At 74.0% G+C, this 14,535-nt stretch carries 7 protein-coding genes; 4 read left to right on the plus strand and 3 right to left on the minus strand.

The genetic code is table 11. The features are described 5' to 3' along the window. Positions 1 to 48: 48 nt before the first annotated feature. The 3 genes from OHA30_RS24020 to OHA30_RS24030 form a co-directional block, all read right to left on the minus strand. Positions 49 to 1,140 (minus strand): hypothetical protein, encoded by a 1,092-nt coding sequence (locus tag OHA30_RS24020; RefSeq protein WP_328915943.1) that lies wholly within the window; start codon positions 1,138 to 1,140, stop codon positions 49 to 51. Next, positions 1,128 to 1,802 (minus strand): hypothetical protein, encoded by a 675-nt coding sequence (locus OHA30_RS24025; protein WP_328915944.1) that lies wholly within the window; start codon positions 1,800 to 1,802, stop codon positions 1,128 to 1,130. The genes OHA30_RS24020 and OHA30_RS24025 overlap by 13 nt, the downstream gene beginning before the upstream one ends. A gap of 217 nt (positions 1,803 to 2,019) precedes the next feature. Then, entirely contained in the window at positions 2,020 to 4,917 is a 2,898-nt protein-coding gene (locus OHA30_RS24030; protein WP_405785355.1) for a lysylphosphatidylglycerol synthase domain-containing protein, read from the minus strand. 89 nt (positions 4,918 to 5,006) lie between these two features. Here OHA30_RS24030 and OHA30_RS24035 point away from each other — a divergent pair, with 89 nt between their 5' ends. The 4 genes from OHA30_RS24035 to OHA30_RS24050 all read left to right on the plus strand — a co-directional run bounded on the left by OHA30_RS24035 (position 5,007) and on the right by OHA30_RS24050 (position 14,510). Further along, entirely contained in the window at positions 5,007 to 5,408 is a 402-nt protein-coding gene (locus OHA30_RS24035; RefSeq protein WP_328915945.1) for an MGMT family protein, read from the plus strand. A 337-nt stretch (positions 5,409 to 5,745) separates the two neighbouring features. Then, positions 5,746 to 9,891: a UvrD-helicase domain-containing protein gene (locus OHA30_RS24040; RefSeq protein ID WP_328917969.1), complete on the plus strand. Its 4,146-nt coding sequence runs from the start codon at positions 5,746 to 5,748 to the stop codon at positions 9,889 to 9,891. Between the two features lie 156 nt (positions 9,892 to 10,047). Further along, positions 10,048 to 10,839: a hypothetical protein gene (locus OHA30_RS24045; protein WP_328915946.1), complete on the plus strand. Its 792-nt coding sequence runs from the start codon at positions 10,048 to 10,050 to the stop codon at positions 10,837 to 10,839. A 302-nt stretch (positions 10,840 to 11,141) separates the two neighbouring features. After that, positions 11,142 to 14,510, plus strand: coding sequence for an ATP-dependent DNA helicase (locus OHA30_RS24050; protein WP_328915947.1), 3,369 nt, complete (start codon positions 11,142 to 11,144; stop codon positions 14,508 to 14,510). The last annotated feature ends 25 nt before the right edge of the window (positions 14,511 to 14,535 follow it).

Genomic DNA, 14,535 nt, shown 5'->3' on the forward strand with positions numbered 1-14,535 from the left:
CTCAGGGTGCCGCCCCTTACGCGTGCCCCGGGCGGCCGGGGCCCTGTGTCAGCGGTTGACGGACTGGTACTCCTGGACGGTGACCGGGTGCGGGTCGTCGACCGTGCCGTCGGGCAGGGCGAACGGCCCGCCGTTCGAACCGGTCCAGCTCACGGACCAGGTGGCCGTGACGTTCAGCCGGAACGGCCCGGTGTTCAGCGTCGACCTGCGGTACGTCACCCCGCACGGCGGGTCGGCCTTCGGGTCGCCGTTGTAGTCGGCGCCGACCGTGCCGTCCGCGGCGATCGGGCACTCGCCCGAGGCCGGGTGGACGGTCGCCTCCGGGGTGCCGGGCTCGATGTGCACGCTGGTCGGCTTCGCCAGGGTCTCGGCCCAGATCTCCCGCCCGCCCCCGAGGTCGACCGACGCGCGCACCCGTACGGGGGTGTACGTCTGACGCAACGTCACCCAGGTGGGCAGGTTGACGGTCTGCGTGCCCCTGGGATTGGTCTCTATGGTGACGCCGGGCACTTGGGTATGGGCGTAGGCGAGCTTCGAGAGCATCTCGGGCGTGATGACGTGGGGTGTTCCGGGGGGTGGGAGTTCACCGTTCGGTACGTAGAACGGGATGGTGGAGTTGCAGTCGAAGCGGTGGTAGTCGGTGGACTCGGGGTTGACCACCGCGCCCCAGAACATGCCCTTACCCTGCTGGTCGACGTTGAAGTCCTTGTACCCGTCCCCGGAGCCGTTCCAGGTGTACCCCTCCTCGTAGTGGCGCCGGTACTCGTCCATGGCCTGCATGGCGTAGCTCGGCTGCCCGGGCACGTCGGTGGCGTCCACAGCCGCGAGCACGTTCTTCTTGAACGTCTCAGGGTCCATGACGGGGCCGATCCAGCACGGCGGCGGAGTCCAGCTCACATCGACGGACGTGATGCGCTTGGAGGACGAACCGGGGCTACCGGACGGATAGGTGAGGGTGACACCCTTGGCGACCGCGCCCAGATCGCCGTTGTCGTTGGTGCCCTGCTGCTCCGTCGACGTGGTCGGTGGCGGGTTGGTGACCGGTCTGTCGGCGAAGCCGGGGCCCGCCGAGGCCAGAACGACGACCGCCGCGAGTCCGAGTCCCCGGCGCAACAGAGCCCCGCTGATCATTGCTTGCATTGCGACGCCTTCTCCTTGACCGTGATCGACTGCGCCTGCCACACCTCCGTCTGTGTCGGAAGCTTGGCGAGGACGATCTCGTAGGACACGTAACTGTTGTCGCTCTCCTGGGTGGTGAGGACCTTTCCGGTCTTGACTTCCTTGCCGTACACCTTGGACTGGTTCTCGCAGAAGGTGACCTGACCCGAAGCCTTGTCGGAGGAGATCTCGACCTTCGGCCCGTAGAAGCGGTCGGCTCCCGTGAGCGTCCAGCTGTGAGAGACGTACTGCTGGACGTAACTCCGCCCGAAGGCAAGGGCGTCACCGGCCGCGTAGGTCGTCAGGCCCGGGTCCTCGGTGGTCTGCTTCACCACGGCATGGTTCATGGCCTGAATGAAATTGGCGGCCGCGGTCAGGGCCACCGCCTTCGTGTGGTCCGGTGGGAGGGGCCAGTCGAAGGTCAGGGTCAGGTCGGCCGGCAGCGCCAGGGACGGGTCGATCCGCAGGGCCGCGCCCGTCGGCGCGGCCGTCGTGGGGGACGCGCTCGGCGCCGCCGCCCCCGTCACGGTCGGCGGAGCCGAGATCTTGTCGCCGTCCCCCGAACCGCCGCCACCGCAAGCCGTCAGGGTCAGAGCGGCGCTCGCCGCCAGCGCGGCGGCGGTCACTGCGGTGCGGGCTCGCATCGTGAAAGGCTCCCGATCGGTCGTCAGAGGGCACCGATCGGGCCGCGTCCACGCATGCCGTACACCCAACCCTGGTCCCCGTATCCAGACTTCCACCCTACCGAAGGCGCCTATGGCCGCCGAGGCCCGTTCTGTGCGCGTTTGGTCACGGACATGTCACACGCGGGGCGGCGTGCGTGTCATACGCGGGCAGCCCGCCGCCCGGGCTGACGTGCCGTCACAGCGCGCCCTTGCGGGTCAGATGGGTGAAGTACAGCCAGCCCGGCAGCACCGGCAGCCAGAAGGTCAGCAGCCGGAAGAAGAGCACCGCGGGCGTGGCGATCTCCTTGGGCAGCCCGGCCGCGATCAGACCGCCGGTCAGGGCCAGTTCGACCGCGCCGACGCCGCCGGGGGTGGGCGCCGCCGAGCCCAGCGCGTTGCCCGCGAGGAAGACCACGGCGATGGCCGCGTAGCTCAGGTGCCCGCCGAAGGCCCTTACGCAGCCGTCCAGGCAGACCACGAAGGTGACCGTCACCATCAGGGTGCCGCCGATGCCGGTGAGCAGCTTCGCGGGCCGCTGGAGCACGTCCAGCATGCGCGGTACGACGCCCGCGAACAGCGCCCGTACCCGGGTCGAGACGAACTTCCGCAGCGCCGGCACCGCCGTGACGACCAGCACCAGCACACCCGCGGTCAGCAGGCCCGCCATGACCGTACGGGACGGCGAGAGCGACGGCGTCTTCTCCGTGCCCGTGATGAAGCCGAACGTCATCAGCAGCACGATGTGCGAGCCCAGGCCCACCAGTTGCGAGGCGCCGACGCTCGCCACTGCGAGCCCCGGCCGTACCCCGGCCTTCTGCAGATAGCGGGTGTTGAGCGCCACCCCGCCCACCGCGGCCGGCGCCACCAGCTTCACGAAGGACCCGGCGACCTGCGCCTGCACGGTACGCACCAGCGACAGCCGTTCCGGTACGAAGCCGGAGAGCGCGCCCGCCGCGGCGAAGTAACTGGCCGCAGAACCGATCACCGCGACCAACGCCCACCGCCAGTCGGCGTTGGAAATGGCGTAGCCGAACGGCACCGAACTGAGCTGGGTCAGCAGGAAGTACGCGGCGAAGGCGCCCGCGATCACGGTGATGAGGGTGCGCGGCTTGATGCGTTCCAGCCTGACCGGCTCGACCGGGGCCTGCGGGCGGATCAGCAGCACCTGCTGGCGGATACGGGAGAGCAGGTCCTCCTCGCGGACCACGTCGAGCGCGTTCTCCATCGCCCGCTTCTCCGCCTTGTCCTCCGCCTTCCGCTCGGCCTTCGTCAGGATCTTGACCCGGGCCGCCGGGTCGAGGGCGTCCCGCGCCTCCTGCGCCCGCTTCTGCTCGCGGGCCTCCTTCTCGGCGGCCGACGCGGCGAGCACGGCCTCGCGTTCCCGCTGGGCGCGGGCCCGGGCGAGCAGCTTGAGCTGTCCCCGGGTGGCGCGGCTCAGCGCGATCGGCTGGAGCAGCGGCAGCGAGTCGGCGACCGCGTCGGGGCCGAGCACGGAGAGGGCGGAGGCCACCGCGCGCTCGGGGCCGATCCGCAGCGCCAGCGTGGTCAGCAGCTGGGCGATGTCCATCCGCAGCACGATGTCGCCCGCCGCGATCTCGCCGCCGCGCAGATCGGTCAGGAAGACCCGGCTGCCCCGGTCCACCAGCAGCGACTGGCCGACCAGCCGCCGGTGGGCCAGTCGCCGCGATTGAAGGGCGCGTACCTGGGTCCAGGTCTCGCGCATCAGCGCGTCGGTGATCTCCTCGTCGGCGAGGGCGTCGAGGCGGCGGCCGCCGATGTGCTCGTAGACCAGCATCACCGCGTCGGGGCCCAGCTCCGAGGTGGCGATCAGCTTCGGCGCGTTGGCGCCCGCCGCGATGGCCGCGTAGGCCAGCAGCGCCTCCTGCTCCAGCGCCTGCCGCAGTGAGAGCAGGCTGCGGCGCTGGGTGATCCCGCCGACCAGGGCGAGCCGCCGCCAGGTGCGGTAGAAGAAGCCGTGCGCCTGCTGTTCGCGGTCCACCACCGTGACGTCCAGTGGTGGTCCGTCCTCCAAGGTGACGAGATAGCCCCGGCCGCGGTCGGCGTCGGCGCTCTCCGGGCCGTTCTCCTGGACCCGGCGGGCGGTCAGCGGCGCGAAGCCGACCCGGCGCAGGCCCGCGAGCAGCTGCCGGCCGGTGGGGCGGACGTTCGGCGAGCCGACGGCGTAGAGCGTGCCGTAGGCGACCGTCCAGCCGATCAGTACGGTCAGCGCGATCGAGAACGGCGTGGTGTAGCCGCCGACCAGCACCGCGAAGCCGTCGAGCAGCAGCACAATCCACACCGCCACCCGCCAGCGCGGCCTGCGGGCCATGCCGACCGCCGTGACGTAGGCGATGACGGGGGCGAGATAGCCGTGCACCGGGTCGGTCATGCCCGAGCCCGTGGGCGCGTGGTGGGAGAGCGCCTCACGGATCGGGCCGGGCGCGGAGCTGGTCACCCACAGGTCGGTGGCGAGCGCGGCGCCGTGGGCGAGCACGGCGGCCAGGACGCCGTCGGCGATCCGCAGACCGTCGCGCTTGATCAGCCGCTCGACGGCGAAGGCGACCGGGACGATCAGGACGGCGACGCTCGCGGTCAGGCCCGCGAAGGAGGACAGGAAGTCGGGCGCGTGGTCGGCGCCCTTGGTGATGTCGGTGTCCAGGCCGTTGGTGGTCGCGTGCGCGAAACCGGCGATGGCCAGGACGACCGCGATGCCGAGCAGGCCGAGGAAGAAGCGGACCAGGTCGGCGGGGCGGTGCACGCGGGCGGCGAGCAGCGGTTCGTCGACGGAGACGGGGACGCGGGTGGCGCCGCCCGGCTCGGCGCACTCGGCGGGGATGTCGTCAGGGGCGAGGTGGGCGCCGCCGGACGCCGGGCGGGCGGGGTGCTGGTCGGGGTGCTGGTCGGGGTGCTCGGGTGATTCGGGGTGCTTTGAGGTCTCGGGGGTCTGCTTTGAGGTCTGGGGAGTCTTGGGGTCGTTCGGGTCGGGGACGCGGGTGGCACCGGACCCGCGCAGTGCTCCGCGGGCGCGGGCGGCCTCTCCGGCCTCCCCGACGCCCGTCTCGTCCCCTGTTGTCTCTTCTTGATCTCGTATCACCAGTCACCGCCCGGACGATGGTGGCATGAGCGACGGGCGGATGGCACCGGAACCCCCCGGTGTCGGCGGTCTGGGGCAGGATTGGCCGAATGAGCGAGGAGTACGACCCGGGCGAGCCGAGCCCGTACGCGGAACGGGTGCTCGACACGGTGGACCTGATCCCGGCCGGGCGGGTCATGACGTACGGCGACATCGCCGAGTGGCTGGGCGAGGGCGGCCCCCGGCAGGTCGGCCGGGTGCTGGCGCTGTACGGCGGCGGGGTGCCGTGGTGGCGGGTCGTACGGTCCGACGGGGTGCTGCTGTCCGGGCACGAGCTGCGCGCCCTGGACGCGTACCGGGCCGAGGGGACGCCGCTGCGGGAGGCCGGCCGGGCCACCGAGGGGCACGTCCCGCGGGTCGACATGCGCCGGGCCCGCTGGGACGGGCGCACGCCGGGCGCGCCGGAGGGCGACAGCGCCGAAGGGGGTGGCGCCGCCGGCGGCGACGGGTGACGGCCGGAAGGTCATGTCAACCAGCTTCCGCCATCCGGGGGCCGGCCACGCCGACGGCCGGCCGCACGGAGTACATTCCCTTTTCCTCACGAAACCGGCGAACCACGTGAACCCCTCTCCTTCTTCCCGCTCTCCTGACGCGGCGCGCGCCTCGGATGTGCCGCGTGCCTCGGACGCGTCGCGCTCGGCGGACGCGTCGCGCTCGGCGGACGTGCCGCGTTCCGCGGACGTCCGTGCCCAGGACATCCGCGCCCAGGTCACGCCTCCGCGCGCCCCGGAGCGCACGCCGGCGCACAGTCCGGCGTACCGAACGAGCCCGGGCGTCGGAGGCTACCGGCTGGTACGCACGCCCGTCGTATCCGCCGCGCCCCCTGACCTGGACGCGACACAGCGGGCGGTGGTTGAGCACAGGGACGGACCGCTGCTCGTGCTGGCCGGGCCCGGTACGGGGAAGACGACCACGCTGGTCGAGGCCGTACTCGCCCGGGTGCGGGCGGGCACCGCGCCCGAGCGGATCCTCGTACTGACCTTCAGCCGCAAGGCCGCCGCCGAACTGCGCGACCGGATGGCCGCCCGCGCGGCCGGCACGGCGCACGGCAGCCCGCAGGCCGCCACGTTCCACTCCTTCTGCTACGCGCTGGTCCGGGCCCACCAGGAGCCCGAGCTCTTCGCCGAGCCGATCCGGCTGATGTCGGGCCCCGAGCAGGACCTCGTCGTACGCGAACTGCTCGCCGGGCAGGGCGAACTGGCCCGCGAGGGGCGGGCCCGGGTGCGCTGGCCCGACGACCTGCGGGCCGCGCTCACCACGAGGGGCTTCGCCGACGAGGTCCGCGCGGTGCTCGCGCGCAGCCGCGAACTGGGCCTCGGGCCGCGCGCCCTCGGCGACTTCGCCCGCCGGATCGGGCGCCCCGACTGGCTCGCGGCGGCGGCCTTCCTGGAGGAGTACCTCGACGTCACCGACCTCCAGGGCGTCATCGACTACGCCGAACTGGTCCACCGCGCCGTACGGCTCGTGCGGCGGCCGGAGGTCCACGCGGAGCTGGCGGGGCGGTACGACGCGGTGTTCGTGGACGAGTACCAGGACACCGACGCGGCGCAGGTACGGCTGCTGGGCGCGCTGGCCGGGCAGGGCAGGACGCTGGTCGCCTTCGGCGATCCGGACCAGTCGATCTACGCGTTCCGGGGGGCCGACGTGAACGGCATCCTGGACTTCCCGCGCCAGTTCCCGAGCCGTGACGGGGGGCCCGCGCCCGTGCGGGTCCTGACGGAGTCGCGGCGGGCGGGGGCGGTGCTGCTGGCGGCGACCCGGCGGTTCACCGAGCGGATGCCGCTGCCCCGGCTGCCCTCGGCGGCGGCCCGCGCGCACCGGTCGCTGCGGGCCGCGCGGGGGGGCGGCGCGGTCGCCGTACGCACGTACCCCACGCCGGGGGCGGAGCTCGACTCCATCGCGGACACGCTGCGGCGGGCCCACCTGGAGGAGGGGATCGCGTGGCGGGACATGGCGGTGCTGGTCCGCTCGGCGACACCGCTGCCGGCGCTGCGGCGGGCCTTCACGAGCGCGGGGGTCCCCGTGGACCTCGACACGGCCGACCTCCCCCTCCACGCGGAGCCCGCGGTCGCCCCCCTCCTCCTCGCCCTGCGCGTCTCCGCGGAATCGGCTCCCCCTCGGGCAGTCGCTTCCCCGCTTGCCGTATCTCCGGCGGCCGCGCCCGACGCGGATCCGGCCCCTCGTGGGGCGAACGCCTCCCCGCGTGCCGCGGACCTGGACGGGCCCGCCTCGGCCCCGACCCGGGCAGATGCCCCCTCGCCGGAGGTCCCACTCGCCGCGGACACCCCCACACGGCACCTTCCGCCTCCGCCCGACCTCCTGACCGCAGGCGCTCCCGCCGAGCCGGCCTCGCCGGAAAGTTCCGCGTCCCCCGAAGCCCCCGGGGGTGCGGCCTCGGCCGAGGCTTCCGTACCGTCCGGTCCTTCGGACCCCGAGCCCCTTCGCGCGGGTTCGGCCTCGGCGGCGCGGCAAAGCGCATCGCCGCGCGTCTCGTCCGCGCTGGACGGGTCCGAGGACTCGGCGTCGCCGGAGGCTTCGGCGAGGTCCGATCGGCCGGACCCCAAGCCCTCAGCTGGTGGGGCTCCCGCCGAGCCGCACCCTGAGACCCCTCGCGTGGGCGTGGGCTCGGTGGCGCGGCAAGGCGGGTCGCCGCGCGTCTTGTCCGCGCTTGACGCGTCCGAGGACTCGGTGTCGCCGGAGGCTTTGGCGAGGTCCGATCGGCCGGACCCCAAGCCCCCGGCCGGTGGGTCTCCCGCCGAGTCGGCCTCGGCGGAGAGCCCCGCGTCCCCCGGGGGTGCGGCTTCGCCGGAGGCTTCCGTACCGTCCGGTCCTTCGGTCGCCGGGGCCCCTCGCGTGGGCGTGGGCTCGGTGGCGCGGCAAGGCGGGTCGCCGCGCGTCTCGTCCGCGCTGGACGGGTCCGAGGACTCGGCGTCGTCGGAGGCTTCGGCGCGGGCCGGCCACCCGGACCCCAAGCCCTCAGCCGGTGGGGCTCCCGCCGAGTCGGCGGCGCCGGAGGCTTCCGGGCGGCCGGGATTCGAGCACGCCGCGGCGGGGGGGCGGGGGAAGGTTGTTGTCAGCGTCGAAGACGCTGTCGCGTTGCTCGCGTCTCCGCTCGGGGGGCTGGACGCCGCCGATATGAGGCGGCTGGGGCGCGCGTTGAGGGAGGAGGAGCGGGCCGCAGGCCACCCCGTACCGCGCCCCTCCGATGTACTGATCGCCGAAGCCCTCGCCGAGCCGGAGCGCCTGGTCGCGCACGACCCCGCGTACGCGCGCGGCGCCCTCCGGCTGGGCCGGCTCCTTGCCCGCGCCCGCGACATCCTCGCGACGGGCGGCACCGCCGAAGCCGCCCTGTGGAGCCTGTGGGACGGCTCCCCCTGGCCCGCCCGGCTGGAACGCGCGGCGCTGCGCGGCGGCCCCGCGGGCCGTAACGCCGACCGCGACCTCGACGCGGTCTGCGCGCTGTTCGAGACCGCCGCCCGCGCGGAGGAACGCACCGGCGGCCGCGGCGCCCTCAACCTCATCGAGGAGCTGTCCGGCTACGACATCGCCGCCGACACCCTCGGCGGCCGCACCGTACGGCCCGACGCCGTACGCCTGATGACCGCCCACCGCGCCAAGGGCCTGGAGTGGCGGCTCGTCGTGGTCGCCGGGGTCCAGGAGGGCGCCTGGCCCGACCTGCGCCGCCGCGGCTCCCTGCTGGAGGCGGACCGGATCGGGCGCGACGGCCTCGCCCCGCCGCTCACCCCGGGCGCGCTGCTCGCGGAGGAACGCCGGCTGTTCTACGTGGCGGTGACCCGCGCCCGCGAACGCCTCCTGGTCACCGCGGTCAAGGCCGCGGCCGACGACGGCGACCAGCCCTCCCGTTTCCTCACCGAACTCGGTGTCGAACCGCAGGACGTCACCCATCGCCCGCGCCGCCCGCTGGCCGTGGCCGCGCTGGTCGCCGAACTGCGGGCGACCACCGTGGACCCGGCCGCCTCCCCGGCCCTGCGCGAGGCCGCCGCCCGGCGGCTGGCCCGGATGGCGGCGCTCACCGACGAGGGCCACCCGCTGATCCCGGCCGCACACCCCGACCGGTGGTGGGGCCTGTACGAGCCGACCCGTTCCGCCACGCCGCTGCGCGACCGCGACCAGCCGGTCGCACTGTCCGGCAGCGCGCTCGACCAGCTCGCGCGCACCTGCGCCCTTCAGTGGTTCCTCGGCCGCGAGGTCAAGGCCGAGCCCCCGTCCACCGCCGCCCAGGGTTTCGGCAACGTCGTGCACGTACTCGCCGACGAGGTCGCCTCGGGCCGCGCGCCCGCCGACCTCGACGTGCTCATGGCCCGCCTGGACTCCGTATGGGACGCGCTCGCCTTCGACGCGCCCTGGAAGTCCCGTCAGGAGAAGGAGAACGCCCGCGCCGCCCTGGAACGCTTCCTGCGCTGGCACGTCATCGAACGCGGCCGCACCGCCGTGGCGACCGAGCACGACTTCGACGTGACCCTGGAGGCGGGCGACGCCAGGGTGCGGATCCGCGGCAGCATGGACCGCGTCGAGACCGACGCCGAGGGCCGCGCGTACGTCGTCGACTTCAAGACCGGCCGCAACAAGCCGACCGCCGCCGAGGTCGCCCATCACCCGCAGCTCGCCGTCTACCAGCTGGCCGTACGCGAAGGCGCCGTCGACGCCCTCTTCGGCGGCCGTCCCCCGGCGGCCGGCGGCGCCGAACTCGTCCAGCTGCGGTTGGGAGCGGCGAAGAAGGAAGGCGGCGACGCGCTGCCCGCCGTACAGCGCCAGGAACCGCTGGCGGGGGAGTGGGCCGAGGAGTTGCTGGCCGAGGCGGCGGGCCGGGTGCTGGACGAACGCTTCACCCCCGCCACGGGCCAGCACTGCACCCACTGCGCCTTCCGCTCCTCGTGCACGGCCCGCCCGGAGGGCCGCCACGTCGTGGAGTAGGAGCGGCCCGTTCTCCGGCGGGGACGGCTTCTCCCTCTGATCCGCAGCCTGAGCTGGGCCGATGCCGAGCCCGCGTCGGTGAGCGGAGACCCCCGGGCATAGGCGGCGCACAGAAGATTCATATGCTCATGGGACCGACAACGAGAGGAATCTCCCGTGGCAGCCAAGCGGACCGTACGGACCGCCGCCCTGATCTGCGTCACCGCGGCCGGCGTACTGACCGGCTGCGGCGTCAGCAAGGACAAGGACACGAAGGCCGACGACAAGCCGGCCACCCCCACCGCGTCTGCGACGACCACCGCCGCGCCCCCGTCCGCGGCGCCCTTCGCCGGTCTGACCCCGCAGCAGATCTCGGACAAGGCCGTCGAAGCCATGAAGGGTCTGTCGTCCGTCACCGTCGACTTCAACGGCAAGGACAGCGGCGAGACGATGCGGATACGGGCGGCGTTGACCAACGACGGCAAGTGCGTCAGCCACATCGTGCTCAGCGGCGGCAACCTGGAGCTCATCGGCGTGGGCAAGGAGATGTACGCCAAGGGCGACACGAAGTTCTGGGACGTGCAGAGCGGGGGCGACGGCGCCGCGATCAACGACGTGCTCAAGGGCCGCTGGCTGAAGATGCCCGCGGGGTCGCAACAGGAGGAGAGCTTCAAGGCTTTCTGCGACCTGAACACCTTCACGAAGTCCTTCACCGAGGGCAGCGGGGGGAAGAAGACCCAGGGCAGCCCCGTGGAGGTGGCCGGTCAGCAGGCCGTGCCGATTTCCGGCTCCGAGGACGGTGGCACCACCACGATGTACGTCGCCGCGCAGGGCGCGCCGTACGTCCTCAAGGTCAAGCACACCGGTGACGACGCGGGGAGCGTGACCTTCACCGACTTCGACAAGCCGCTGAACGCGGTCGCCCCGCCCGCCTCCCAGACCGTGGACGCGAGCAAACTCGGCGTCTGACGCGGGCGCGCCTCGGCGCGACCAGGGCCCCGGTGTGACCCTCGCCGAATTCCCGGCCGGGGTTCGGGGCGGGCGCCGAACTATCCTCCGCCGCAGCGGCGGGAAGCGGACTCGGGCGGACCGGCGGTGTCAGACCCGCCCCGGCCGGGGGTGGGGAGCGTGCGGTCGTTCGGCACCGCCGAGACGGTACGACCCGCGTCCCGCCGTCGCGGCGGGGTTTGGGGTGGCGCCGTCGCCTCCTGGAGCTCGGCGCGGGCCGGGCCCCGCCGACACCTGTCGGCCGGGGGGATAGCCTCACCAGGGTGGCCCCCCGCATCACCCGACCCGAGCAGCTGAAAGAGCTGCTGGGCATCCCCTTCACCCCGGAGCAGCTGGCGTGCGTCACCGCACCCCTCGCGCCGGGCGTGATCGTGGCCGGAGCCGGGTCGGGCAAGACGACGGTGATGGCCGCGCGCGTGGTGTGGCTGGTCGGCACCGGGCAGGTCGCGCCCGAACAGGTACTGGGGCTGACGTTCACCAACAAGGCGGCCGGGGAGCTGTCCGAGCGGGTCCGCAGAGCGCTGGTCCAGGCGGGCATCACCGGCACGGACCCGGCCGACCGGGACCCGTACGACGGTGCCGGCCGCAGCCCGGGCGACCCCCGCGACCGGGACCAGGACCGGGACCGCGACCCGTACGAGCCCGGCGCCGCCCTCGCCGACGGCGACCCGCAGATCTCGACCTACCACGCCTTCGCCGGGCAACTGCTCAAGGACCACGGCATGCGGATCGGCCTGGAGCCCACCGCCCGGCTGCTCGCCGACGCCACCCGCTATCAGCTGGCCGCGAAGGTGCTGCGGGCCGCGCCGGGCCCGTACCCGGCGCTGACCAAGGGCCTGCCCACCCTCGTCGGCGACCTTCTCGCGCTGTCCGGCGAGCTGTCCGAGCACCTGGTGCCCGCCGAACGTCTGCGGGCCCACGACGCGCGGCTCGCCGAGGAACTGGCCGGACTCGACCCGGCCAAGCGCGGCTTCGCGTGGGTCAGGGACGTGGCGCAGACCGTGGCCGCCCGCCGTGACCTGGCCGGGCTGGCCGCCGCGTACCGCCAGGAGAAGGCGGGCCGCGACCTGCTGGACTTCGGCGACCAGATCGCGATGTCCGCGACCCTCGCGCAGAGCAGACCCGAGGTCGGCGCGATCCTGCGCGACCAGTACCGGGTGGTGCTGCTCGACGAGTACCAGGACACCTCCGTCGCCCAGCGGCTGCTGCTCGCCGGGCTCTTCGGCGGCGGCACCGGGCACCCCGTCACCGCCGTCGGCGACCCCTGTCAGGCGATCTACGGCTGGCGCGGCGCCTCGGTGGCCAACCTGGACGACTTCCCCCGGCACTTCCCGTACGCCGACGGGCGGCCCGCCGACCGTTACGCGCTCAGCGAGAACCGCCGCTCGGGCGGCCGGCTGCTCGACCTCGCCAACACCCTCGCCGCCGAACTGCGGGCTCGTCACCAAGGCGTCGAGGCCCTGCGTCCCGCCCCTGGCGCCGAGCACGACGGCCTGGTGCGCTGCGCCCTGCTGCCCACCCAGGACGACGAGACCGCGTGGCTGGCCGACTCCCTCGCCCACCTGGTCCGCACCGGCACCCCGCCCGGCGAGATCGCCGTCCTGTGCCGTACGGCCGCGCACTTCGCCGAGATCCACGCCGCGCTGGTCGCCCGCGACGTGCCCGTGGAGGTCGTCGGCCTGTCCGGGCTGCTGCACCTGCCCGAGGTCGCCGACCTGGTCGCGGTCTGCGAGGTGCTGCACGACCCCACCGCGAACGCCTCGCTGGTCCGTGTCCTCACCGGCCCGCGCTGGCGGATCGGCCCCCGTGACCTGGCCCTGCTCGGCCGCCGCGCCCGCCTGCTCGTCCGGTACGGGCCCGGGGCGCACGCCGAGGGCGCGGACCGGCTCGCGGCGGCCGTCGAGGGCGTCGACCCGGCCGAGGTCGTCTCGCTGGCCGACGCCCTGGAGACCTTCCTCGACGCCGATCCGGGCGACGACCTGCCGTTCTCGCCCGAGGCCCGGGTCCGTTTCGCCCGGCTCGCCGCCGAGATACGGGATCTGCGGCGGGCGCTGGCCGACCCGCTGATGGACGTACTGCACCGGGTGCTGGCCGTCACCGGGCTCGAAGTCGAACTCGCCGCGTCCCCGCACGCGCTCGCCGCCCGCCGCCGCGAGACCCTGCACGCCTTCCTCGACATCGCGGCGGGCTTCGCGTCCTTGGACGGCGAAGTCACCCTGCTGGCCTTCCTGGGCTTTCTGCACACCGCGGCGCAGTACGAGAAGGGGCTGGACAGTTCGCTTCCAGGAGGCGAGAACACGGTCAAGGTGCTCACCGCCCACAAGTCCAAGGGCCTGGAGTGGGACGTGGTGGCCGTACCCGGCCTCGTCGCCAAGGGTTTCCCCAGCGAACGCGGCCGCGAACTGTGGCCTGCCAACGCCAAGGTGCTGCCGCACGGGCTGCGCGGCGACGCGGCGACCCTCCCGGACGTGGCCGAATGGACCCGCGCCGGGCTGGACGGCTTCCGTGACGCGATGAAGGAGCACCAGCGGATCGAGGAACTCCGCCTCGGCTACGTCACCTTCACCCGACCCCGCTCCCTGCTGCTCGGCTCGGGCCACTGGTGGGGCCCGACGCAGAAGAAGCCCTTCGGACCCTCCGCCTTCCTCGACGCGCTGCGGGAGCACTGCGAGGCGGGCCACGGCGAGATCGAGGCGTGGGCCGAGCCGCCCGAGCCGGACGCGCAGAATCCGTCGCTGGCGGAGTCGCCCGAGCTGCCGTGGCCGCTGCCGCTGGACCCGACGGCTCTGGCGTGGCGCCGCCAGGCCGCGAAGTCCGTGCTGGCGCACGTGGACGAGGACGGCGGGCCTGGGGATCCGGAGGGGGACGGCGAGCCCGGGGGCTCGGACAGGACCGGGGCTTTCGACGGCCACGGGGGCTCCGACGGCCTCGTGCCCGAGGAGACGCGGCTGGTCGCCTCCTGGGACCGCGACCTGGACGCCCTCACGGGCGAACTGCGCCGGGCCCGGGCGACCGTACGGGACGTGCCGCTGCCGGTCTCCCTCACGGCGACACAGCTCATGCGGCTCGCAGCCGACCCCGACGGCCTCGCCCGTGACCTCGCCCGCCCCCTGCCGCGCCCGCCGGCGCCCGCCGCGCGCCGGGGCACACGGTTCCACGCCTGGGTCGAGTCGCGCTTCGACGTACGACCGCTGTTCGGCCCGGAAGACCTGCCGGGCACCGATCCGGGCGACGAGAACGACATCGCCGACGAGGCGGATCTCGCGGCGCTCAAGGACGCGTTCCTCCGTACGCCGTACGCGGACCGGCCGCCGTACCGGGTCGAGGCGGCCTTCCACCTCACGCTCGCCGGGCGGCTCATCCGGGGGCGGATCGACGCGGTCTACCGGGACGGCGGCACCTACGAGATCCTCGACTGGAAGACCGGGCACCCGGCGTCCACCACCTTTGGCGCGGACCCGCTCCAACTGGCCATCTACCGGCTGGCCTGGGCCGAGCAGCAGGGCGTCCCGCTGAGCGCCGTCCGGGCCGCCTTCCTGTACGTCCGCACGGGCGACATCGTCCGCCCCCGCGACCTCCCGGGCCGCGAGGCACTGGAACGCCTGCTGAGCGGCGAGACGGCGGAGAACTGAGCGTGCCGCAGCTGACGTCCCGGGG

The sequence above is a fragment of the Streptomyces sp. NBC_00223 genome (assembly GCF_036199905.1).
GTDB lineage: Bacteria > Actinomycetota > Actinomycetes > Streptomycetales > Streptomycetaceae > Actinacidiphila.